Source organism: Acidithiobacillus acidisediminis, from assembly GCF_023277115.1.
GTDB lineage: Bacteria > Pseudomonadota > Gammaproteobacteria > Acidithiobacillales > Acidithiobacillaceae > Igneacidithiobacillus > Igneacidithiobacillus acidisediminis.
The window spans coordinates 1,479,410-1,501,123 of sequence record NZ_JALQCS010000001.1; the positions used below are offsets into that span (position 1 = coordinate 1,479,410).

Below are 21,714 nucleotides of genomic sequence, written 5' to 3' on the forward strand. Positions count from 1 at the left end.
CATGCCCTATATCCCTCATGATGCCGCTGAGACTGCGGCCATGCTGGAGGCGATTGGCGTTCAGCAACTGGCAGATCTCTTTGACGAAATCCCTGAGTCGTTACAAAACGAAACCGTCGCCCTGCCCGAAGGATGCAGTGAGGCCAGTCTGCGGCGGCTTCTGGAGGGGCGTGCGGCGGAGCAGGGCCCGCTGCGTTGCTTTGCCGGCGCTGGGGTCTATGCCCAGCACATCCCGTCCATTGTCTGGGAGATCGCCCGGCGCGGGGAATTTTACTCGGCCTATACGCCCTATCAGGCGGAGGCGAGTCAAGGTACCCTGCAACTGCTCTACGAGTTCCAGAGTTTCATGACCCGCTTGACCGCCATGGCGGTCAGCAACGCCTCTTTGTACGATGGGGCCACTGCCCTGGCCGAGGCCTGTCTCATGGCCTTGCGTTTGCGCCCCCAAGCACGCGAAATCGTCGTTCCCGAGGGGCTCTGGCCACACTGGCGTGCGGTACTTGAATCATTGTTACCCCTGCAGGGAATTCGCTTGCATACCCTGCCGCAAGATCCACAAACCGGTCAGCTCCTCTTGCCGGAAGAGGGATTCCCGCATGCGGCGGCCTTGATTATCCCGCAGATCAATCGCTACGGACTGCTCGAGGAAGTCGACACCCTGGCGCGTTGGGCAGAGGCACGCGGGTTATTACGCATTGCCGTCGTCAACCCTCTCGCCCTGGCCTTGCTCAAGGCACCAGGCGACTGGGGCGAGGAGGGGGCCGACATTGCCGTGGGTGAAGGTCAGCCTCTGGGCGTCCCCCTCTCCGCCGGTGGCCCGTATTTCGGTTTTTTGACCTGCAAGCGCGACACCGTTCGCCAGCTGCCGGGCCGCCTGGTGGCCAAGACCGTCGATGCCGAGGGGAAGGTGGCCTACTGTCTGACCCTGCAGGCGCGGGAACAGCATATACGACGCGCGGGCGCGACCAGTAACATTTGCACTAATCAAGGCTTGCTGGTCACCGCCGCGACGATCCACCTGGCCACCCTCGGCGCTGCCGGCTTGCGTGCGGCAGCAGCGCGTTCCCATCAGCAGGCGCAGCGCTTGCGCGCGCTCCTGCAGGGCATCCCCGGGGTTGTGCTGCCCTATTCCGGAGCGGTATTCAACGAATTCGTCGTGCGCTTACCGTGCCCCGCTGCAGGGCTGCGCGATGCCCTTTTGGATCAAGGCATTCTCGCCGGGGTTCCCCTCGTTGAATTGGAACCTGGCGCCAACCCGCATGACTTGCTGGTGGCGACGACGGAATTGAGTGAAGACGAAGACCTGGCTGCCTACGCTACCGCCCTTGCCCGCCTGTTGGGGGAGATCTGATGGAAGAGACCATTTTTGCGTGCCAGCACGAGCGAGAAGAGCTGCTGCCGGAGCTGGCGATCCCTGGGCATTTGTTGCGTGCGGACCTGCCCCTGCCCAATCCCTCCGAACTCGAGGTGGTACGCCATTATACCCGCCTCAGTCAGAAAAATTTTTCCATCGACACGCAATTTTATCCCCTCGGTTCCTGCACCATGAAATATAACCCGCGTATCGCCCATGAACTGGCGACGCTGCCTGGGTTCAGCCGCTTGCATCCGGCCACACCGGCCAGGGCGGCGCAGGGATTGTTGCGTACCCTGGCGGAGTTACAGGATTGGCTGGCAGAGCTGACGGGGATGGCGGCGGTCAGCTTGAGCCCGGCGGCGGGTGCGCAGGGAGAACTGGCGGGCGTGGCGATGATCCGGGCTTATCATCTGGCCCGTGGCGATCGGGAGCGACAGCGGATGCTCATTCCCCAGGCAGCCCATGGCACCAATCCGGCCAGTGCACGGATGGCCGGCTTTACCGTGACGGAGCTGCCCAATCGTGCCGATGGCGATCTCGATCTCGACGTCCTGCGTAGCGCCTTGGGGCCGGACGTGGCCGGCATCATGCTAACCAATCCGTCCACCTTGGGCGTCTTCGAGCGGCAGATCGAGGACGTCGCGGCCATGGTCCATGCTGCTGGTGCGCTCCTCTACTATGATGGGGCCAACCTCAATGCCATCCTAGGGCGCGTCAAACCCGGTAGCATGGGTTTTGACGTCATGCACCTGAATCTACACAAGACCTTCGCCACACCGCATGGTGGTGGTGGACCCGGTTCCGGGGCCGTAGCCGTTGCGGCACGCCTGGCGCCTTATCTGCCTGTGCCGCGAGTAGTCGCGCAAGAAGGCGTCTACCGCTGGGAAACCTGGGCCGAGCGCCCAGAGAGTATCGGCCCCTTGAGCGCTTATGGTGGCAACATCGCTGTGCTGCTGCGCGCCCATGCCTATATCCGTCGCCTGGGGAGCGCTGGTCTCCAGAGGGTCTCTGCCTATGCCGCGTTGAATGCCAATTATCTGCAGCAGGGGCTGCAGCGCCTGGGCTACACCCTGGCCTTCCCCGAGCGGCGCGCCAGCCATGAGTTCATCATTTCGGTGCAGGATCTCTACAAGGCGACCGGTGTGCGTGCCCTGGATGTCGCCAAGCGCTTACTCGACTTTGGTATTCACGCACCGACCATCTATTTTCCGCAACTGGTCCCGGAGTGCCTGCTCATCGAACCCACAGAGACCGAGACTCGGGCGACCCTGGATCGTTTTCTGGAGGTCATGGCGCAGATCCGTCGCGAGGCGCTGGAGGAACCCGATCTGCTGAAAAATGCACCGCAGAACTTACCCGTGCGACGGGTGGACGAGACGCTGGCAGCCCGACGGCTGCAGGTAGCGGAGTGAGGGAGAGCAGCAGTAAGGGGAACCCTGCTGCCCTGCTCGGACAGCTCGCCTCCATTCTTCTGGACAAGGAAGCGCAGATCCGCCTGGTACTCACGGCGTTGATTGCTGGAGGACATGTCCTGCTCGAAGATCTCCCGGGTCTGGGCAAGACCACCCTCGCATTGGGTCTGGCGCGCTCCCTGGACCTACCTTTCGCGCGTTTACAAATGACGGCGGATATTTTGCCGGGAGATATTCTTGGCAGTAATTTCTATGACCCTGCGCAGCGCAGCTTTGTTTTTCGTGCCGGCCCGATCTTTCACTCTCTGCTCCTGGTCGATGAAATCAACCGCGCGCCGCCGCGAGCCCAATCGGCGCTCATGGAAGCCATGGCGGAGGGGCAGGTCTCTTTGGAGGGGGCCTGTTATCCACTTCCCCACCCCTTCTTTGTCATTGCGACGCAAAACCCGGAAGAATTCGATGGCGTATTTCCCTTGCCGGAAAATCAGCTCGACCGTTTTCTTCTCTCCCTGTCTCTCGGCTATCCGAGTCGAGAAGCAGAAATGCGTCTGCTCCGTGGCGAAGCCGTGGCTCCCGAACAGGTAGAGCCGCAGGCGGATGCCAACGTCCTGCTGGAATGGCAGGCAGCGGCGCGTAGCGTCTTCCTGAGCCCTGAAATCCGCGGTCTACTTCTGGATCTTGCGGAGCACAGTCGACGCGACCCCGCCCTGCGTTTTGGTATTTCCCCCCGGGCACTGCTGGCCTTGCAGGCCGCGGCGCGCGCCTCGGCCTTTCTTGCAGGCCGTGAATTTGTCACGCCAGATGACTTGCGTGCCGTGACCGTTGCGGTTCTGGCGCATCGCCTGCGTTGGCGCGATCCAGGCGACTCCCAGGGTCAGCTGCAGACTCTGCTGCGACGATGCTGGGGTTTCGGCGTGTAAAGCGGCGGGAGGTCAAACTCTCCCGCGCGGGCAAGCTATTTGTGGCCTTTACCTTGGCCGTTGGCTTCGCAGCCGTGAATACTGGCAACAACATGCTCTTCCTGCTGGTGTCGATGATGCTGGGCTTGATGATCCTGTCGGGACTCGCGGCACTCGTCAATCTGCAGTCCCTGCAGGTGGAACTCCTGCCGCAACAGCTGCTTACAGTTGGTACATTGGGCCATCTCCAATTCCGCATCCGCAACCCCCGCCCCTGGGCGGTGTGGTTGTTGCAACTACGTCTGCCTGGGTCGCAGGTACAGCTTGCGCGCCTGCCAGGCCGAGGGAGTGCAGAGCTTGGACTGCCCTATTGTCCACAACAGCGGGGCCCACTTCCGCTGCCGGATCTTCTCCTCGGCTCATCCTTCCCTTTTGCCTTTGTCTGGCGGGGCCAGCGCGTGCAAGTGTCGGCAGAGGAACTTCCTTGGGTCGCACCAAGCCACGAAGAAACGTCTGCCATGGCTGGCGCCGAACCAGTGACCATGGATGCACTTCAAGTTCGGGCAAGAAGCGAAGGATCAGCCGATGTGCTGGGCCTGCGGCCGCGCCTGCCCAACGAAAGTTTGCATCGGGTGCTCTGGCGGCGCAGTGATTGGCGCCATGGTTGGGATGCCACTCCACTGTTGCCGGTGCTGGAGCGGGAGCTACCTGAGCAGGAGGAGGTCGCTCTTTGCTATGACGCCGAAGCATTGACAGACTTGGATCATGAACAGCGTCTCGTGGTACTCCGGTCCTGCCTGGATGCAGTGACGGACGCAGGGGCTGGCTGGCGCCTGTGTTTGCCCAGTGGGGAGTGGATCGGTCGAGGTCGCAATGGCTATCGATCGGGCCTCTGGGCTTTGGCCCGTCAAATCCCGTTCCCAGTGCCACAACCAGTGGCGCAGAAACGACGCGCGTGGTTTCGGCGTTGAAAGCCGCCAATCTTATTCCTGGGCTGTTGTTGCTCATTGGCCTGATTTTATTCCAGGCGTTGCAGCCGCTGGCGTGGCAGTGGCCAACATTGCTTTGGTTGGTGGCTGAGCTGTGGGTGATTTTGCGCGGTGGCAGACTCCCCTTCGCGGAACTGCGCGGCGGTACGCGTTTCCTGATCACCATCGCATTGCTGCTGGTGGCCAACCTCAGTGCCGGCTGGGGCAATTGGTTGCAGATGGGTGCGGCGAGTCTGTATGTCTTGCTGGCCGTAAAAACCCTGGAGCTCCGCAGCACACGCGATCTCTTTCAGATTGCTGCCTTGCTGTTGCTCGGCATGGGGCTCGCGGCGTGGATACGGGTGGATATCGCCCTCGGCATCTTCTTCGTGCTGGAACTCTTCTTCATGCTCCTCGCTTTGTTGTGGCAGGGCTTTCTCGATGCTCGCCGCAGTGAGGGGGGTGACGCACAGCAGCGGGAACTGCTGCAATTGTTGCTCTTCGCCCTGTTTTTCCAATTCTTGCTCTTGCCCGTCCTGGCGGTGTTCTTTTTTCTGTTACCGCGCACTCCGACCCCGCTGTGGCATTGGGGCGGCGGGGTTGGCGTGGCGGCGAGCGGCTTTTCTCCCAGCCTGGATCCGGCGCGGATCCAGTCCCTCCAGCTCGATCCCGCCGTCGCCTTCCGCGCGCAGATCCGCGGACCGCAGCTAGCGCCGGCAAAGATGTATTGGGTGGGAGCCATCCTTTGGCAAGATGATGGCGGCGTCCATTGGCAGCCTGGCCAGGTGACCGCGGACTGTACACGGGTACCCCAAGCCGTGTGGCAACAGAAAATTCTCCTCAGTCCAGGACATCATAGCTATCTCTTCGCACTGACCAGCCCTGCACGGGTCGAGAGTGGACTTCCGCTGGAACGGAGTGCATCTGGGCTACGTTTGCGCAGCCCTCAGGACGAGGCGTTGCGCTACACGGCCTGGTCGGGCGTGGGCGATGTCTGTTTCTCGTCAGAGCAGCGGCACGCAGCCTTGCAGTTGCCGGATAAGATCAATCCCCAGATTCTTCAACTGGCAACCCATCTGCGCGGTGCTACCCCCGAGCAGACCACTCAACGTATCCTCTCCTGGCTGCGCGGTCCCAGCTTCCATTACAGTCTGCAGACCCCCGCAGCCTATCCCCACGGGCAAAGCCTCGCCGATTTCCTGCTGCACAGTCACAGCGGATTTTGTGAGTACTATGCGGCAGGACTTGCCACCCTATTGCGTCTCGATGGCGTGCCGGCGCGAGTGGTCGTGGGCTACCACGGCGGACAATATGATGCCTTGGGGGATTTCTGGGTGGTCCGTCAGAGCATGGCACATGCCTGGGTACAGGCCTGGTTGGGCGGGCAGTGGGTTTTGTTGGATGCAACACCGGCCGTCAGTCCCGGTGACTCTACCAGCGCCGCGTCAGCATCGGGGCAACACTTCTCCGCTGGTGGTCAGCTCTGGAGTTGGTTGCAGTGGGAGTGGTTGAACTGGGTGATCAATTTCAGCCCAAGCAAACAGCGGCAGGCCTGGCTCGCGCTGGGAAGCCTAGGGCAAGGAGACAGTCGGCATGCGCAGACTGGCGGGTTATCGGCGCCGCACCTTGCTTGGTCCTCGGCAGGAACACATTGGGTGCTTTTCGTTCTTTTGTCTGCCCTTGGCTTCTGGTGGTGGCGAGAGCGCAGGAGGCATCGTTTACCGCCAGCGGAGTTCTACCGCCAGCGGAGCATACGCCTGTTGCGGCGCGCCGGTATGCGCGATCTGCGTCCCGGTACAGAGAACTCTTGGCTATGTACATTGCCTCTGGCGGAAGCAGATCGGGCGGAACTCGGCGCCGCGCTTTATCGTCAGCGCTATGGTCCCAAGCCCAATACCGCGGGTGAGCAAAGCCTCAAGGATTGGCTGCAGATCCTTGCGCGCGCCAGGCGTCGTCTCCGTGCCGGCGTCCATGCTCGAGGTGAATGACGTGATCGGCCAGGACCAAGCTCGCTTCGCGGTGGGCGGCAACGATAATGGTTACCTTCCCGCGTAACGCCTCGAGGGTCTCGAGAATGCGCTGTTCGCTCTCGCTATCCAGGGCACTGGTGGCTTCGTCCAGAACCAGAAAGGGACGCTCCAGATAGAGAGCGCGAGCGATCGCCAGGCGCTGGCGCTGACCGCCGGAAAAATTGCTGCCGTGCCCTTCGACGCGCAGATCCAGACCGCCGAGGCCGCCTAAAAACTCCCAACAGTGTGCGGCACGCGCCGCGCTCTCCGCCCGCTCGCGATCTGGCTGGGGATCGGCGTAGGCGATATTTTCCAGAACGCTGCCCGAAAAGAGCAAAGGCTCCTGTGGCACATAGGCAAAATGCTGGCGATAACGGCGCAACGACATCTCGTTCTCTGGCCGTTGTCCGATCCAGATCTGTCCTTCATGCGGACGCAGAAGCCCCAGGATGACGCGCAACAAACTCGTTTTGCCACTGCCGCTCGCCCCGGTAATCGCGGTAAAACTGCCGGCTGGAATCTCCAGATCCAGGGCGTCCAGCACCGTCTCTCCGGCAAAGCGAAGGGTGAGATTCCGACAGCGCCAACTGCTGTCCAGATTGGGCAGTGTCTCAGCAGGATCCTCCGGCTCCAGAGGTTGATCGAGCCAGAGAAAGAGGCGGTCGGCAGCCGAGAGGCCCTGTTGCAATTGATTGTTGGCGGAAGAAAGTTGGCGCAATGGCTCGTAGACCATGGCCAGAGCGGTAAGGAAGGCAAAGAACGCCCCGGTGCTCATGGCGCCGCTAACCACTTGATGACCACCCAGGTAGATGGTGACCGCAATTCCAAGGGCGGCGATGAGCTCCATGACTGGGGTGCTGGCCTTTTGAATGCGCACAATGCGCATCATTAAACGGTAGTACATGGCGGCCAGGCCGGCAAAGCGTTGCGCCTCGAAACCTTCGGTGCCTTGGCTTTTGATTACCTCTACACCGCGTAGACTTTCCGCAAATTGGCCGAGAATTCCACCCATCTGCTCCTGCTGTTCGTGCCCGCGACGGCGCAGGCTTTGCCCAAAACGGATGAGAGGATAGAAGGCGAGGGGTAGGGTGCCGAGACAAATGAGTGCCAACTGCCAGCTCATATAGAACGCAACGCCAATCAGCGCGAGGATTTGCACCCCGGACAGGAAGAATCGCGCGAGTACGGAAAGGCTCTGCTGCAGCAGGGTGAGATCGAGACTCATGCGGGACAGGGTGCTTCCCTGACTTTGCCCAAGTAATGTGGGCAGTGAGAGTCGCAGGGTGTGGGCGTAGAGCTTCTCGCGTAACTGACGCAGGATGTCTTCTTCCATGCGTGCCAACAGAACTCCACCCGCGTAATCAGCAAGACCTTTCACCGCGTAGATGGCGATGACCAGCAAGGGTAGCCACAGCAGCATGTCGGCTTGGCGGGCGATGAAGATGTGATCGAGTATCGGCTTAACGACGTAGGCGCTCGCGCCGCTGGCGAGCCCGGATAACGTCATGAACAGCAGGGCCGAGGCGATGGCGCCGCGATGTGCCGAGAAGAGCTGCAGGAAGCGCCGGAAGGTGGCGGAGTGCAGCCAGCCCTGCTGCGCTCGGCTCACTCCTCGAGCAATGCCCGTTTATCTTGCACCTCTACCCATGCATCCGCATCGGCAGGCGCATCTTTCTTCTGAATGATCGGCGGCCACGCCTTCGCCAGGCGGGCATTGATGCCGATGAACTCCTCTTGTCCCTCGGGTAGATCGTCATCACGGAAAATTGCCGCAGCCGGGCACTCCGGTTCACAGAGGGTGCAATCGATACACTCATCAGGATCGATAACCAGAAAGTTGGGTCCCTCGCGAAAGCAATCCACGGGACAGACATCCACACAGTCGGTGTACTTACATTTGATGCACGACTCAGTAACCACGTAGGTCATGGGCAGGGGGCTCCTGAATTCTATAGGGATTGGGCAATGCCACGAGTAGCCGCGTATTCTATCCCAGACTTGCCCGTTTTGCCTACATCAGTCCGTAGTTGCGGGTGGGGTTGATCTTGGTGTATCTTCTCGCCTCCTGAAGTTCCGTGCATCGCTCCCATCGTCTAGTGGTCTAGGACACCGGCCTCTCACGTCGGTAACAGGGGTTCGAACCCCCTTGGGAGCGCCATCTCGCCTGTCTGCGTTACGACTCCATCCGCATTTTGGTCTTCAAGCACAACCATGTTAGGGTTCCCCGGTATTTCTGCAGCGGAGGAATAATGATGAGGATTGCGCCATCGGGCTTGCTGTTATTGATCGTGGCCGTCCCTGCGCTCAGCTTTGCTGCCGCAGCGAATCACCCGCAAGGTTTCAGTGGGAATGTTGGATTGGGTTTCAGCAACAGTACCGGCACCAGCCAGGCTCTCAGCATCAATACCGAAGATGCCTTGTACTGGCTTCGCGGGCCTTGGTCTAACGATGCCAAGCTTGCGTATAACTATGCGAGCACCAGCGGCATAGTGTCTGCCGACCGCTTGGCCATCGATAACACCACCAAGTACCTGTTCGACGAAAATACCTACGCCTTCGGTCAGCTCAATTACGTTCGTAACCACTTCGATGGCTATTTTTATCGCGTTGATGAATCTGCGGGTATAGGTCATTACCTCTATCCGGCAGCGAATATGCGGCTGGCGCTGGAAGCAGGCGTCGGTGCACGCGAGGCCCATCGTATTGGCTATGCAGCAGAATTGAATCCCGTTGCGCAATTGTCGGCAAAATATCGCTGGCAGATCAGCAAGGGAGCGCGCCTGACGGAGGGCGTGGAGGCGTTGCTTGCACCAAATGGTGCGAACACGTACCAATCTCTCCTGGCAGTCGATACCCCCTTGCTGGGTTCTCTGGGGATGCGCTTTTCTTTCCTGGCATCCTACAATACGCAGGTTCCGACAGGGTATAAGCCCCTGAATACGTTGACTGCGGTCAATCTTGTCTATCATTTTTGAGGGGAAAATCAATGCGGCAATCTGGTCGCGCGGCGGATGAACTCCGTACGGTGCATGTCGAGCGTGGTTTTACCAAGCATGCAGAAGGATCGGTACTGATCAGTTTTGGCGATACCCGCGTGCTCTGTACGGCGAGTGTCGAAGAGAAAACAGCCCCGTTTTTACGTGGTTCCGGCCAAGGTTGGATCACTGCTGAGTACAGTATGTTGCCGCGCGCAACCCACAATCGCATGACACGAGAGGCGAGCAAGGGCAAGATCGGCGGGCGCACGCACGAAATTCAACGACTGATTGGTCGCAGTCTGCGTGCGGCCATTGATTTACGGGCCCTGGGTGAACGAACGATCTGGTTGGATTGTGACGTCCTGCAGGCCGATGGCGGTACCCGCACCGCCAGCATTACCGGCGCCTGTATCGCCTTGGCCGATGCCATCGATAGTCTTCTCCGGCGCGAAATGTTGCGCACCAACCCCTGGCGGCATTGGGTGGCGGCGGTGTCCGTTGGCATTGTTGCCGAGCAGGTCGTGCTGGATCTGGATTATGGCGAAGACAGTTCCGCGGATGTAGATATGAACCTGGTGATGACTGATGCGGGGCATTTTGTCGAGTTGCAAGGTACGGCGGAGGGGAGCCCCTTCAGTGCGAATCAGATGGCAGATCTGCTGGTTCTGGGTCAGAAGGGAATCCGAGAACTGATTGCCGTGCAACAAAGAGAATTCCCAACTTGGCTACCGCACGCAAACTCCTGATCGCAACCAGCAATGCCGGCAAGCGGCGGGAGTTGGAGTCGGCGTTTGCGGCGCTGGGCTGGGAATGTATTGGCCCAGACGCGCTGGGTATCGATAGCCCAGAAGAGACGGGTGCGACCTTTCTGGAGAATGCGCTGCTAAAGGCCAGACATGGGGCGGGGCGCTGCGATACCTGGGTTCTAGCAGAGGACTCAGGCCTTTGCGTGCCGGCCCTGGATGGTGCGCCGGGCGTATACTCGGCGCGTTTTGCGGGGGATGGCGCCAGTGACGCGGAGAACCTGACCCTGCTGTTACAGCGGCTGGAGGGGCTGGCGCCGTCACAGCGCCAAGCCTACTTTGTCTGTGTGATGATCTTATTGCGCGGGCCGCGGGATCCGGATCCACTGGTGACGCGTGGCGTCTGGCGGGGCACCATTGCGCAGCAGGCCAGAGGCGTGGGTGGATTTGGATATGACCCGATCTTTCTTCCCCAAGGCAGGGAAGGGTCCAGCGCGGCGGAGATGTCGTTAGAGGAAAAACTGCAGGAGAGCCACCGGGGCAGGGCTCTGCGTCAACTCCTTGCAGAGATGCAGCTGGAGAGTGTTTAGTCGCTACTTTCCTCTTCCCAACCCCCGTCTACGAGGAGCTGACGCAGTTTCCCCAGAGCGCGAACCTGTAGTTGCCGGACCGCCTCCCGGCTGACGCCAAGACGTTCGGCAACGGCTTCCAGGGTCATCGGGGCATCGCCATGGAGGCCAAAGCGATAAATCATCACCTCACGCTGTTTTGGATTGAGTTCCAGCAAAAAACCGCGCAGCGCGCGAGCGCAGGACTCGCGATCATACTCCTGGCAGGGGGATGCCATCACCCCCATGATTTGGTCAATCCGGCTCAGGCCTTCTTGAATCTCTTCGTCCAGCGACGAAACACGAATATCGGCAAATTCCAGCGCGCGCACCGTACTCTCACGAACACCAAGCGCCTCTACCCGCTTGCGCCGTACTTCTTCGCTACTATTCAGGGTACTCTCGTCTTCCCTCTGGGTGTGGGCGTGCAAGGATTTCGCCAGGTAATCGGGCAGGCGAATGAAGCGGGAGCGGATTAAGGCACGTTGCATGGCTTCGCGAATCCACCAAGTAGCGTAGCTCGAAAAGCGCGTGCCGAGACCTTCGCGAAAGCGTTCGGTGGCACGCATGAGGCCCATGTATCCCTCCTGAATCAGATCATCCTGGCTCAGGCCCTTGTTGCGATAGGCGCGGGCGACAGAACGCACCAAAGGCATATGGGCAGACACGAGGGACGCTCGGGCGCTCTCGTCGCCTCGGCGCAAGCGCTGAATTAGGCTGGCTTCCTGCTGTGCGCTGAGAAAGGGGCCGGATTCCGCGAGGGCTTCGGCTGGAATATCAGGCGCCTGCGCGAGAGGCAGGTCGGGCACCTGGCTATCGGCGTCCGCTTTGACCTTTTTCGAAGCATGGGTTCTCGGCATCTTTTCCCCCTGACCTGTTGCGCTTTCCATCTTTAGGAATCAGATTCAACATTGTCATCTAATATCCTAATTCAACGACATTTGTTTACAAATATATTAGGAACCCACGGTTACAAGTTGTCAAGCAGTTGTTGCAGAGAAACCGTGGCTTGTTGCACATTCCCAAATCTACTCGCGCCTAGCGAGAAAATTTTGACTCATCAGGTACTAACGAGTATCCTCTTGCGGCTTCAGACTAGCCCTATTTGGAGAGGACTCGCTTTTCATGCCAACCATTCGCGTCAAAGAAAATGAACCTTTCGAAGTTGCCCTGCGCCGTTTCAAGCGCTCCTGTGAGAAGGCGGGAGTCCTGACCGAAGTCCGCCGGCGGGAGTTTTACGAGAAGCCCACGGAAGAGCGCAAGCGCAAGGCAGCTGCTGCGCGCAAGCGGTCTCTGAAGCGGATGCGGCGGCAACAGATGCGTCTGGTGCGGATGTACTGATGTCTCTGCGCGAGCAGATCCAAGAAGACATGAAGGCGGCGATGCGCGCTCGGGACACTGAGCGCCTGGGCACCATCCGTATGTTGCTCGCTGCCATCAAGCAACGGGAAGTGGACGAGCGGCGGGAGCAGTCCGACACGGATGTCCTCTCCGTCGTAGAAAAGTTGATCAAACAGCGCAAGGAATCCGCACGTCAGTTTCTCGAGGGAAACCGCCCGGAGCTAGCGCAGAAGGAAGAAGCGGAGATTGTCTTTCTTCAACCGTATCTTCCCGCTGCCCTGAGTGATGAGGAAATTGATGCCCTGATCGCTACCGCGATTGTGGAGAGTGGTGCGGAAGGGCCGCGCGACATGGGTAAAGTACTCGGCCAACTCCGGCCCAAGGTGCAAGGTCGCGTCGATATGGCTGTACTTTCAGAAAAAGTCAGGACCCGCCTTAGTTCCTGAGTATGAGTGAGTTGGCGACGCTAGCCGACAGTGCCAATGCGCTGCGGGAGTCGGCGCAAATGGCCCTGGAACTCCCGCTTCTGCGCCAGCTTTGGCTGGGTCATTGTGCGCATATCTATGCCCAGCGCCATGTCTCCTCTCTGAGCCCGTGGGTTGCGGCAGAAGAAATCCGACTACGCTTGCAGCGTAGCGCCTCCTTGCAAAGGCTTCTGGCGGAAGGGCCATCGTTGCCGACGCTAGAGCTTCCGGACATCAAAGCACTTCTTGTCTTGGCAAGCCGGCCGGGAGCCACACTCAGTGCCTTGGAGCTGGTGCGTGTGCGTCGGGTTTTGGCGTTGGCGGCGGAATATGCGCAGTTCCTCGGGCGTGCGGAAGATATTTTCCAGGAAGATGCCGCACTTCTCGCGCCGCATCCGATTCTTTTTGCGCGTCTGCGCGACAGTCTGGATGAAGACGGTGCCCTGTTTGACCACGCCAGCCCAGAGCTGGCGCAGCTCCGCCAGGAAGTGCGCGGACAGCGCGGGCAGGTGCAGCAATATCTGCTGGCGCTATTGCGTGAGCGGGAGCGGCGCGATATCTGGCAAGACCCCCATATCGTGCAGCGCAATGGGCGCTTCTTGTTACCCGTCAAGGCCAATTTCAAAGGCCGCCTCCGCGGCATCGTGCACGACCGCTCTGCCAGTGGGGAAACGCTCTTCATCGAGCCCCTCGGCGTTGTGGAACAAAACAATCTCCTGGCTGAGGCAGAGGCGGCCCAGCGCCAGGAAGAGGAGCGCATTCTGCGCGACCTCACCAGCCTTCTTGGCGCCGAGGTGGGGCGTCTGGAGCTTACGCTGGAGCGTATGGGACGCTTGGAGGCGATTCGCGCTGGACTGGATTTGGCCGGACTCTGGAGCGGAAATGTTCCCCTGCTGCGGGAGTCGCCATCTTTCTCTTTGCGGGGGCTACGGCATCCGCTGTTACATTTGCGTCATCCCACAAGCGTGGTCGGAAATGATCTAGATTTGGGCGAAGATGCGCGGCAACTTTTGATCACTGGACCGAATACGGGGGGCAAGAGCGCCCTGCTCAAAGCTGTGGGTTTGGTGCATTTGGCCGCCTACCTAGGTTTGCCGATCCCGGCCGAAGGTCAGATTGGAACCTTTTCGGCCATCTATGCGGTAATCGGTGATGCGCAGGATCTCCAGGCCGATCTTTCCAGTTTTTCCGGACAGATGCGACAGCTGCGTGACATCCTGCAATTGACGCCCCCTGATGCGCTGATCCTTCTGGATGAATTGGGGAATGGCACCGATCCGCGGGAAGGCGCCGCTTTGGCGCAAGCGGTCGCGGCCAATCTGCGCGACCGTGGTGTACTGAGTATCCTCACCAGTCATATGGCCGTTTTGAAGCGCTATGCCTTACAGGGCGAGGGGGTGCTCCTGGGCGGAATGGGCTTTGACCTGGAGCGCTTGGAGCCTACCTATCGACTGCAGCTCGGGCGTGCTGGAGCGAGTCAGGGATTACGGATAGCACGTAAGGTTGGTCTACCCGAACCGATCCTGGCTCTGGCCGAGGCAATCCACTCCGGTGCCCAAGAGAATTGGGAAAACTGGGAGGAACATCGGGATGCGCTGTTGCGCAAAGCAGAAGAGCAGTTCGCTTCTGCGCAGGCTGCTGCGGACGAGCAGACGCGCCTGCGTGCGAAACTACAACAGGAACTCGACAAGGCAGCGGCCCTGCGTCAGCGTGCTGCCGACGAGGCGCGGATGGAGTGGCAGAGGATGCTGGCCAATGCACGTGCCCAGGTGCGCAGTGCCATTGCCGGTCTGAAGCAGGGGCGCAATACGCAGGCAGCCAGCGAAACGCTGGACAGTCTGGATCAGGTCCTGGGAATGGCGAACACTGCACCGCAGGCGCTGCCAGCGGTGGGAAGTCGCGGCCTGTTTCTGCCACTGCGCGCGCCGGTTCAGGTGCAGCGGGTCGACCCAGCTGGACAGCGCCTGCAGGTGGATTTGCGGGGCAAGCAACTGTGGATTCCGCTGGCGCAATTTCAGCCGGACGAAACCCTGGCGCTGCCCAAGGAACGTGGCCGCAGCCAGTATGTTTCCCCAGAAGAGCATCCCTGGCGTCTGGATCTGCGCGGGCAGCGTCGTGAGGAAGCAGAAGCAGCGCTGCTCCGCCATCTCGATGCCGCGGTGGCGGCTGGGCGTAGTCAGGTCGAGATTCTGCACGGCAAGGGTAACGGTGTCCTGGCGGACTTGGTACGTGTGCTTGCGCAACAAGATCCGCGGGTTGCCGCCTGGCGCATGGCGCGACCGGAGCAGGGGGGTGGCGGGGTTTCGGAATTGGAACTACGCTGAAGCATGGCCCGTTACTCTCGGCAGATCATCGACAGCGTTCTGGAGCGCACCGACTTGGTGCGCCTCATTGATACGCGCGTATCCCTCAAGAAAAAAGGCAAGGATTACTGGGCCTGTTGCCCATTTCATCACGAAAAGACCGCTTCATTTTCCGTCAGTGCAGACAAGCAGATTTACTATTGTTTTGGTTGCCACGTGCACGGCAATGCCTTGGATTTTCTGATGGCCTATGAGCGCCTGGGTTTTCTGGAGGCGCTGGAAATGCTCGCTGATCAGGCAGGAGTTGTGCTGCCCAAAGAAGAGATCAGCAGCGAAAGCGATCAGCGCCTGCCGGCACTGCGTGCGGTGTTGGAGCGCAGTTTGGCGCTGTATCGCGCAGCGCTTGGTGGATCCCCCCAGGCACAACAATATTGGCAATCACGTGGGATTACCGCCAAAAGTATCGAAGACTTTGAACTGGGTTACGCGCCGGAGGGGCAGCGTATCCTGGCAGAGCTGGGAAAAACTCTCCACGAGCGCGAACTGCTACTGGACGCGGGGGTGTTGGGAAAAAGCAGTGAGGGGCGTCTCTATGAGCGTTTCCGCGGCCGGATCATTTTTGCCATCCGCGACGGCCGTGGACGCCTCAGTGGGCTAGCGGGGCGAAGCATCGATGGTCGGGAGCCAAAATATCTCAACTCCCCCGAAACCTCTCTGTATCATAAAGCACAAATTCTCTTTGGCCTCGATCGCGCACGGAACGGGATTCGGCGCATGCAGAAGGTGGTGTTAGTAGAGGGATATCTCGACGTCATCAGTTTGCATCAGGCGGGCGTTGACTATGCGGTAGCGGCCAGTGGCACTGCCCTGGGCGAGACGCAGCTGGAGACACTGTTTCGCGCGAGCAATGAGGTCGTCCTCTGTTTTGATGGCGATCGTGCCGGTCGCCAGGCAGCGCAGCGCGCTGTTGCCCTGAGCCCCAGCCACCTGCGTCCAGGCCGTCTGCTGCGGGTGCTTTTCCTGCCGGAGGGCGAGGACCCGGATTCTCTGGTGCGCACGCAAGGCGCGCAGGCGTTCACCAATCTGCTCTCTGCCGCAAAGCCCGCCGTTGATGTCTACCTCGAATTCCTGCAGGCAGACTACGATCTGCAACGCGGCGATGAGTTGGCGCAGTTTCGTCGCTTGGCCCGCGCCTTCCTGGATCGTTTGGCGGATCCCGATCTCGCCATGGTATATCAGGAACGGTTGCAGTTACGCCCGGCTGGCATCCCCGCAACGCCCTCTGCCATGTCAGTCCATGTCCCTGTACAGGTATCTCCTTGGCGTGGTGCGTGGGGACGCCTTCTGGCGCTATTCCTGCGTCATCCGGAAGCGCCGGGGTGGGCGGGCTTAGATGCTGCTCTCCTGCGGCGCTTTCGGACGAACAGGGGAGAAATGGCTGCATTGGCTCGGGCCCTTGAAATTTCTGCTGAGATCACCCATCTAAGTAGCCAGACGTTATGTTTGGCCTTGGCAGAAGAGCCGGATGGCGAGCGCTATCTGGCGCTCGCTATGCAGGATGCTGACGCAGAGGATCCGCTGCAGACGGAGGAAGCAGTACCGAGAGCTGTGGAGCGTGCCAATGAGGAGTTGCGACGGTTGCGCAGTTTGGCGCTTGGTCGGCTTGGCGATCGATCCGGAATCGGATCCCTTACGGCAGAGGAACGGGCGGAGCTGCGACGAAACCTGCGACAAAAGCGTGCGGCAAAGGTCGCACAGAGGTAAAAAGAAGTGCGCAAGATCTTTTCATTCGTGTTGGGTTTTTTGTATAATGGGCGGCTTTCCGTGCCGTTGGATCATCTATGACAGACAACGAAACTTCTTTGGATGCAGAGTCGCAGCGCTCTGAGCTTAAGGCCTTGATTGCGCGGGGAAAGGAGCAGGGATACCTGACCTATCGCGAGATCAACGACCTGCTGCCCGAGGAGATCTTCGATCCCGAACAGATGGAGAATGTCATCTCCATGATCAACGACTTGGGTATTGAGGTCTTCGAGGAAGCGCCGGAAGACGACAGTCTCCTTCTTGGCGACGGTGAGGGTGGTCCCAATATCGCCTCCCAAGAAGTGGAGGAGGCGGCAGAAGAGGCCTTGGCCGTGGTCGAGGCGGATATCGGGCGCACCAGCGACCCCGTACGCATGTACATGCGCGAGATGGGCAGCGTCGAACTACTCACCCGTGAGGGTGAAATCGAGATCGCGCGCCGTATTGAAGATGGTCTTCTGCAGGTACTGCGCGCGGTGTCTACCTGCCCAACCACCATTTCTCTGCTTTTGGAGGCAGCGGAACGGGTGGAGCGAGGCGAGTTGCGCCTTGACGAGATTGTCGACTCCTTCATTGATCCGAATGCAATTGACGAGAGCGCTGACGCCGAGGACGAGGAAATCAGTCTCGAAGCCAGCGATGACGCGGCAGAGGATGACGAAGAAGAGGGAGAGGGAGACACCCTCTCCGCGGCCGACAAGGGGCCGCAGATGGAGGAGGCGCTAGAGCGATTTGCCGCGATCCGCAGCGATTATCAATTCCTGATGGAATTGCGCACCCGCGGAGAAGGGCGCAGCAATGCCTATCAGGAACAACGCCAGTTGCTGGCGAGCCGGTTCCTGGAGATCAAGCTCAACGTGCGGCAGATTGATCTGATGGCCGACGCGCTGCGTGCCCTTACCGAGGAAGTGCGCCAGGCTGAGCGGCGGATCATGCACCTCTGCGTGGAGCGAGCCGGATATCCGCGCAAGGATTTTGTGCGCAGTTTTCCAGGGCGAGAGAGTGATCCGCAATGGCTGGACGAGCAGATTGCCTCGGGCAAGGTCTATGCCAACAAGCTGGCAGCATTGGCCGACGACATTCGCGCGGTCATGCATGTGATGGGTGATATCGAAAATCGTGCTGGGTTGCCCATTGCCGAGATCAAAGAGGCGAGTCGCCTGATGTCCATCGGCGAAGCCAAGGCGCGGCGAGCCAAAAAGGAAATGGTTGAGGCCAATCTGCGTCTAGTGATTTCCATTGCCAAAAAGTACACCAATCGTGGCTTGCAGTTCCTGGATCTGATTCAGGAGGGCAATATTGGGCTGATGAAAGCGGTAGATAAATTCGAGTATCGTCGTGGCTATAAGTTTTCCACCTATGCCACATGGTGGATACGTCAGGCCATTACTCGATCTATCGCGGATCAGGCACGCACGATTCGTATCCCGGTGCACATGATCGAGACCATCAACAAGCTCAACCGAATCAGTCGGCAGATGCTGCAGGAGATGGGGCGCGAGCCCAGTCCAGAGGAACTTGCCGAACGCATGGAAATGCCAGAAGACAAGATTCGCAAGGTGCTCAAGATTGCGAAGGAACCGATCTCCATGGAGACCCCTATCGGCGATGACGAAGATTCGCACCTGGGCGACTTCATCGAGGATCGCAACGTGGCGGCACCTACGGACTCCGCGATCAACGCCGCCATTCGCGAGGTGGTGGAGGAACTTCTCGATAACGGCTTGACCGCTCGCGAGGCCAAGGTGTTGCGCATGCGTTTCGGGATTGGGATGAATACCGACCATACCCTGGAAGAGGTTGGTAAACAGTTCGATGTCACGCGCGAGCGAATCCGGCAGATCGAGGCGAAGGCGCTGCGCAAGTTGCGCCATCCGTCGCGCTCCGATCGCCTCAAGAGTTTTGTGGATGGCGAAGTCACCATCCTCCCCTGATAAGTCGCGCTGCTCTCTTGAGCGGCGCGCAGTTTTGGGCCTATAGCTCAGTCGGTTAGAGCAGGGGACTCATAATCCCTTGGTCGTAGGTTCGAGTCCTACTGGGCCCACCAATGTAAACAAAGTCTTACGACTGCATAATCCTGCTGTACTGGATGCGTGTAAGCAACCTGCGCAGAAATTTGCCTACCAAGACCTCCATTCGTGAGATGCCCAAAGAACCGCGAGCTTTGGGCTTTTGACATGTACGGACAATTGTCGCACGATATCTCACCATAAGTGAACTGATCCCAGCGAGACCGCCCATGCTGAACACACCAAAATCCCAAGACAGGCCGCGTAATGCGCGCTTGGAGGCGCGCGTCTCCAGCGACCAAAAGAATTTCTTCCTGAAGGCCGCCACGCTGACGGGGCGGACTCTGAGTGAACTCGTCATCGACAGTACCCAGGAAGCGGCAGCGAAGATCGTGCGGGAGCACGACGTCATCCGCCTCTCCCGGGAGGAGCAGGTCGCTTTTGTCAGCGCCTTATTGGCGCCTTCGGAACCCGGCCCACGCCTCAAGCAGGCTGTGCAGAACTACCGTCAGCAGGCGGGGCGGTGATTGGCACTCGTTCTTGCTGCGGAACACATCGGACCGTTGGAAAAGCGTCATGATCGCAAGGCTTTTGATTGCGGCAACGAGGATCTGAATCGCTATCTGCGTGAGCAGGCGCGGCAAGACGCCGATAAGCGTGTCGCTGCGCCTTTCATCTTCACACAACCGGGCAGTTCGGCGGTGCTCGGCTTTTATACCCTCTCGGCCTCCGTCATCTCGGTTGATGAACTGCCGCCGGACCTGATGCAGCGGCTGCCGCGCTATGGGCAACTGCCGGTGACGTTGCTTGGCAGGTTGGCGGTAGATCGCTCGGTCAGCGGCCAGGGCGTGGGGGAGTTTTTGCTCGTGGACGCCCTGCGCCGTGGCCTGGGAGCCGCGCAGCAGATCGCGGCCATGGCGGTAATCGTGGATGCGAAGGATAGTCGGGCCGAAAGCTTCTATCGGCATTTCGACTTCCAGCCGTTTCAGCGAACCCCTTTGCGTCTCTTCCTGCCCATGGGGCAGATCGAGAAATTGTTTGCCTAAGGGAAGTTCTTAGACCATTTTTTATTGGCTCATGGATTTTTTGCTCAAGTTATGCCCGAGCTGAATTTGGTGAATCCAAGGGGTAGGAGTTGTTTCTTTTTTCGATGATATCACGCTGCGGGGCTATGTCGGTGCGTCGTTGCCCTGCCCAGTCGGTAACGGTCTGGTTTTAACTCACGCGTGTTGATAACGGTCTGGAGGATTCGCTTTCTCAGGAATGCGCTTTCGCACACGCAAAACAATTTCTACATCTTCCAGTTCCGTATCCGCAGGGAGTGAGGGGGTTTGCGCCAAGCGTAGTTCTTGCGCTGGGATATCCAGTAAGTCGCCGGAATCGACATAATAATAATGATGATGTGGCGAGACATTGGAGTCATAGAAAACTTTTCCCGGCTCTACAATCAACTCACGCACCAGCCCATGCTGCACAAAAAGCCCAAGGGTATTATAGACAGTTGCCTTGGAAACAACGGCATAGTCGGCGTTTACCCGTTGCATGATCTCCTCTGCAGACAGATGGGCATGACGGGCAAACAGAATATAACCAATCTCTACCCGCTGACTGGTAGGGTTGACCCCTGCGTCTCTGAGAACTTCTGAAACATCTTGTTTGTTCATGCCTTCCCGTGCCCACTCTCGCTGGAGTACAACTTTGTACTGAGTACAATATATTACGCTTTGCTGGGGATGGGAAGCCCATAGGGGCGCAGATCCAGGCGGGTCGGACGCCCAAGAATTCGATCGCGCATCAGTTCGGCGGTGATGGGGGCCAGGGTGAGCCCATAGCGAAAATGGCCGCTGGCGACAAAGATCCCTGGGTGCTCAGGTACTTCCCCCAGGAAAGGAATGTTGTCGGGGCTGCCAGGGCGCAGTCCCGACCAGTGCCGCAGGAGCGTAGCTTCCCGGCTGGCTGGGAAAACCCGATGCGCAAATGCGAGCAACTCTTCCGCCGCATCGGTGGTACACGATTTGTCAAAGCCCGCCTCTTCGCTGGTGCTGCCGACCAGAATTTGCCCATCTGCACGCTGGACCAGATAGTGACTTCCTTCCAAGACAACTTGCGGCAGGGCAGCCACCTGCCCCTGCAGAAGCAGGATTTGTCCGCGTACGGGGCGAATGGGCAACTGGATGCCGATTTTCGAGAGGATCCTGGCTGACCAAGATCCGCCGCTGAGCAATATCTGATCGGCACGAAACTGGGTGTCTGCCGCGCTGATGATCCAGCCGCTTCCGTCCGGACGTATTTCCTGAACCTCGTGTTGTTCGTATACAGAAGCACCGAGTTGTCCAATATAACGAGCCAGACCCGCGAGCAAGCGCGGGTTGCGCACCTGGGCGACCTCCGGACAAAACAGCGCCGCCCCCGTCCGCAGCATGGGAGCGCGCTCGCGCATCTGCGCGGCACTGTACCACTGCCAGCCCCAGCCCCAGGTGGCTGCCCAGTCGACCAGGTCTGCCGATGCAGGAGATTGGGGGCTGTCGAGAATCCACATCCCGGAAGCCTGGAATTCCGGATCGATACCCGTGGCCGAATGGATCTCCCTCGCAAAATCTGGATATTGGCGCATGCCTTCGCGAGCCAGCTCCAGCAGGGCAGGGCGGTATCTCCAGGCGTGCAAAGGCGAAAGGATGCCTCCGCCGGCCCAGGACGCCTCCTTGCCAGCGGCCCCCCGCTCCAGAATCGTCACCTCCTTACCGGCTTGGCGCAGGCGCAAAGCCGTGCTGAGGCCAATCACCCCGGCGCCGATCACAACAATCTCTGTTTCTTGCATGC

General features: G+C 59.5%; 20 protein-coding genes and 2 tRNA genes. 17 read left to right on the forward strand and 5 right to left on the reverse strand.

Annotated features, from left to right (window positions below; translation table 11 throughout):
• Position 1 precedes the first annotated feature (1 nt).
• The 5 genes from gcvPA to M5D89_RS07545 are packed head-to-tail and all read left to right on the forward strand — an operon-like array spanning position 2 to position 6,624.
• On the forward strand, positions 2–1,351 hold the full coding sequence (gene gcvPA / locus M5D89_RS07525) for an aminomethyl-transferring glycine dehydrogenase subunit GcvPA (protein ID WP_248885213.1): 1,350 nt from the start codon (positions 2–4) through the stop codon (positions 1,349–1,351).
• Positions 1,351–2,769: an aminomethyl-transferring glycine dehydrogenase subunit GcvPB gene (gcvPB, locus tag M5D89_RS07530; protein ID WP_248885214.1), complete on the forward strand. Its 1,419-nt coding sequence runs from the start codon at positions 1,351–1,353 to the stop codon at positions 2,767–2,769. The genes gcvPA and gcvPB overlap by 1 nt, the downstream gene beginning before the upstream one ends.
• Entirely contained in the window at positions 2,766–3,689 is a 924-nt protein-coding gene (locus M5D89_RS07535; RefSeq protein ID WP_248885215.1) for an AAA family ATPase, read from the forward strand. The genes gcvPB and M5D89_RS07535 overlap by 4 nt, the downstream gene beginning before the upstream one ends.
• Positions 3,668–4,639 carry a hypothetical protein gene (locus M5D89_RS07540; protein WP_248885216.1) on the forward strand — a complete coding sequence of 324 codons (972 nt, stop codon included), beginning with the start codon at positions 3,668–3,670 and terminating at the stop codon, positions 4,637–4,639. The genes M5D89_RS07535 and M5D89_RS07540 overlap by 22 nt, the downstream gene beginning before the upstream one ends.
• Positions 4,636–6,624, forward strand: a complete 1,989-nt coding sequence (locus M5D89_RS07545; protein ID WP_248885217.1) for a transglutaminase TgpA family protein — start codon at positions 4,636–4,638, stop codon at positions 6,622–6,624. Before M5D89_RS07540 ends, M5D89_RS07545 begins: the two co-directional genes overlap by 4 nt.
• On the opposite strand, the gene M5D89_RS07550 is transcribed toward M5D89_RS07545, so the two are convergent.
• Both M5D89_RS07550 and fdxA read right to left on the reverse strand, forming a co-directional pair.
• The gene (locus M5D89_RS07550; RefSeq protein ID WP_248885218.1) at positions 6,551–8,254 is read right to left on the reverse strand and encodes an ABC transporter ATP-binding protein; all 1,704 of its coding nucleotides are present in this window, start codon (positions 8,252–8,254) and stop codon (positions 6,551–6,553) included. The genes M5D89_RS07545 and M5D89_RS07550 overlap by 74 nt on opposite strands.
• Positions 8,251–8,574 carry a ferredoxin FdxA gene (fdxA, locus tag M5D89_RS07555; protein WP_248885219.1) on the reverse strand — a complete coding sequence of 108 codons (324 nt, stop codon included), beginning with the start codon at positions 8,572–8,574 and terminating at the stop codon, positions 8,251–8,253. Before fdxA ends, M5D89_RS07550 begins: the two co-directional genes overlap by 4 nt.
• A gap of 153 nt (positions 8,575–8,727) precedes the next feature.
• Here fdxA and M5D89_RS07560 point away from each other — a divergent pair.
• The 4 genes from M5D89_RS07560 (at position 8,728) to rdgB (ending at position 10,956) form a co-directional block, all read left to right on the forward strand.
• Positions 8,728–8,803 (forward strand) — tRNA-Glu (locus M5D89_RS07560).
• A gap of 91 nt (positions 8,804–8,894) precedes the next feature.
• The gene (locus M5D89_RS07565) at positions 8,895–9,620 is read left to right on the forward strand and encodes a DUF481 domain-containing protein (protein ID WP_248885220.1); all 726 of its coding nucleotides are present in this window, start codon (positions 8,895–8,897) and stop codon (positions 9,618–9,620) included.
• Between the two features lie 11 nt (positions 9,621–9,631).
• Positions 9,632–10,369 (forward strand): ribonuclease PH, encoded by a 738-nt coding sequence (gene rph / locus M5D89_RS07570; protein ID WP_248885221.1) that lies wholly within the window; start codon positions 9,632–9,634, stop codon positions 10,367–10,369.
• Positions 10,345–10,956, forward strand: coding sequence for an RdgB/HAM1 family non-canonical purine NTP pyrophosphatase (gene rdgB, locus M5D89_RS07575; protein ID WP_248885222.1), 612 nt, complete (start codon positions 10,345–10,347; stop codon positions 10,954–10,956). Before rph ends, rdgB begins: the two co-directional genes overlap by 25 nt.
• Here rdgB and M5D89_RS07580 read toward each other — a convergent pair.
• On the reverse strand, positions 10,953–11,834 hold the full coding sequence (locus M5D89_RS07580; protein WP_248885223.1) for a sigma-70 family RNA polymerase sigma factor: 882 nt from the start codon (positions 11,832–11,834) through the stop codon (positions 10,953–10,955). The genes rdgB and M5D89_RS07580 overlap by 4 nt on opposite strands.
• Before the next feature lie 265 nt (positions 11,835–12,099).
• On the opposite strand from M5D89_RS07580, the gene rpsU reads away from it, so the two are divergent.
• From rpsU to M5D89_RS07620, 8 genes are all read left to right on the forward strand, one after another.
• A complete protein-coding gene (gene rpsU / locus M5D89_RS07585) occupies positions 12,100–12,315 on the forward strand; it encodes a 30S ribosomal protein S21 (protein WP_215871904.1) in 216 nt (71 codons plus the stop codon).
• A complete protein-coding gene (locus M5D89_RS07590) occupies positions 12,315–12,761 on the forward strand; it encodes a GatB/YqeY domain-containing protein (RefSeq protein WP_248885224.1) in 447 nt (148 codons plus the stop codon). The genes rpsU and M5D89_RS07590 overlap by 1 nt, the downstream gene beginning before the upstream one ends.
• A 2-nt stretch (positions 12,762–12,763) precedes the next feature.
• The gene (locus M5D89_RS07595) at positions 12,764–15,103 is read left to right on the forward strand and encodes an endonuclease MutS2 (protein ID WP_248885225.1); all 2,340 of its coding nucleotides are present in this window, start codon (positions 12,764–12,766) and stop codon (positions 15,101–15,103) included.
• A gap of 3 nt (positions 15,104–15,106) precedes the next feature.
• Positions 15,107–16,846 (forward strand): DNA primase, encoded by a 1,740-nt coding sequence (gene dnaG / locus M5D89_RS07600; RefSeq protein WP_248885226.1) that lies wholly within the window; start codon positions 15,107–15,109, stop codon positions 16,844–16,846.
• Positions 16,847–16,923: 77 nt separating this feature from the next.
• Positions 16,924–18,819: an RNA polymerase sigma factor RpoD gene (rpoD, locus tag M5D89_RS07605; RefSeq protein ID WP_248885227.1), complete on the forward strand. Its 1,896-nt coding sequence runs from the start codon at positions 16,924–16,926 to the stop codon at positions 18,817–18,819.
• Between the two features lie 36 nt (positions 18,820–18,855).
• Positions 18,856–18,932, forward strand: a tRNA-Ile gene (locus M5D89_RS07610).
• A gap of 192 nt (positions 18,933–19,124) precedes the next feature.
• Positions 19,125–19,421, forward strand: a complete 297-nt coding sequence (locus M5D89_RS07615; RefSeq protein ID WP_248885228.1) for a type II toxin-antitoxin system TacA family antitoxin — start codon at positions 19,125–19,127, stop codon at positions 19,419–19,421.
• On the forward strand, positions 19,422–19,940 hold the full coding sequence (locus M5D89_RS07620) for a GNAT family protein (RefSeq protein WP_248885229.1): 519 nt from the start codon (positions 19,422–19,424) through the stop codon (positions 19,938–19,940).
• 174 nt (positions 19,941–20,114) lie between these two features.
• Here M5D89_RS07620 and M5D89_RS07625 read toward each other — a convergent pair whose 3' ends face one another.
• Both M5D89_RS07625 and thiO read right to left on the reverse strand, forming a co-directional pair.
• Entirely contained in the window at positions 20,115–20,558 is a 444-nt protein-coding gene (locus tag M5D89_RS07625; RefSeq protein WP_248885230.1) for a Fur family transcriptional regulator, read from the reverse strand.
• Between the two features lie 53 nt (positions 20,559–20,611).
• A complete protein-coding gene (thiO, locus tag M5D89_RS07630) occupies positions 20,612–21,712 on the reverse strand; it encodes a glycine oxidase ThiO (protein WP_248885231.1) in 1,101 nt (366 codons plus the stop codon).
• Positions 21,713–21,714 lie beyond the last annotated feature (2 nt).

What these genes read in the sequence shown, in the direction of transcription:
- gcvPA (WP_248885213.1), top strand. Translation starts at nt 2, where the DNA reads ATGCCCTATATCCCTCATGATGCCGCTGAGACTGCGGCCATGCTGGAG.
- gcvPB (WP_248885214.1), top strand. Translation starts at nt 1,351, where the DNA reads ATGGAAGAGACCATTTTTGCGTGCCAGCACGAGCGAGAAGAGCTGCTG.
- M5D89_RS07540 (WP_248885216.1), top strand. Translation starts at nt 3,668, where the DNA reads ATGCTGGGGTTTCGGCGTGTAAAGCGGCGGGAGGTCAAACTCTCCCGC.
- fdxA (WP_248885219.1), bottom strand. Translation starts at nt 8,574, where the DNA reads ATGACCTACGTGGTTACTGAGTCGTGCATCAAATGTAAGTACACCGAC.
- M5D89_RS07565 (WP_248885220.1), top strand. Translation starts at nt 8,895, where the DNA reads ATGATGAGGATTGCGCCATCGGGCTTGCTGTTATTGATCGTGGCCGTC.
- rph (WP_248885221.1), top strand. Translation starts at nt 9,632, where the DNA reads ATGCGGCAATCTGGTCGCGCGGCGGATGAACTCCGTACGGTGCATGTC.
- M5D89_RS07580 (WP_248885223.1), bottom strand. Translation starts at nt 11,834, where the DNA reads ATGCCGAGAACCCATGCTTCGAAAAAGGTCAAAGCGGACGCCGATAGC.
- rpsU (WP_215871904.1), top strand. Translation starts at nt 12,100, where the DNA reads ATGCCAACCATTCGCGTCAAAGAAAATGAACCTTTCGAAGTTGCCCTG.
- M5D89_RS07590 (WP_248885224.1), top strand. Translation starts at nt 12,315, where the DNA reads ATGTCTCTGCGCGAGCAGATCCAAGAAGACATGAAGGCGGCGATGCGC.
- M5D89_RS07595 (WP_248885225.1), top strand. Translation starts at nt 12,764, where the DNA reads ATGAGTGAGTTGGCGACGCTAGCCGACAGTGCCAATGCGCTGCGGGAG.
- dnaG (WP_248885226.1), top strand. Translation starts at nt 15,107, where the DNA reads ATGGCCCGTTACTCTCGGCAGATCATCGACAGCGTTCTGGAGCGCACC.
- rpoD (WP_248885227.1), top strand. Translation starts at nt 16,924, where the DNA reads ATGACAGACAACGAAACTTCTTTGGATGCAGAGTCGCAGCGCTCTGAG.
- M5D89_RS07615 (WP_248885228.1), top strand. Translation starts at nt 19,125, where the DNA reads ATGCTGAACACACCAAAATCCCAAGACAGGCCGCGTAATGCGCGCTTG.
- M5D89_RS07625 (WP_248885230.1), bottom strand. Translation starts at nt 20,558, where the DNA reads ATGAACAAACAAGATGTTTCAGAAGTTCTCAGAGACGCAGGGGTCAAC.
- thiO (WP_248885231.1), bottom strand. Translation starts at nt 21,712, where the DNA reads ATGCAAGAAACAGAGATTGTTGTGATCGGCGCCGGGGTGATTGGCCTC.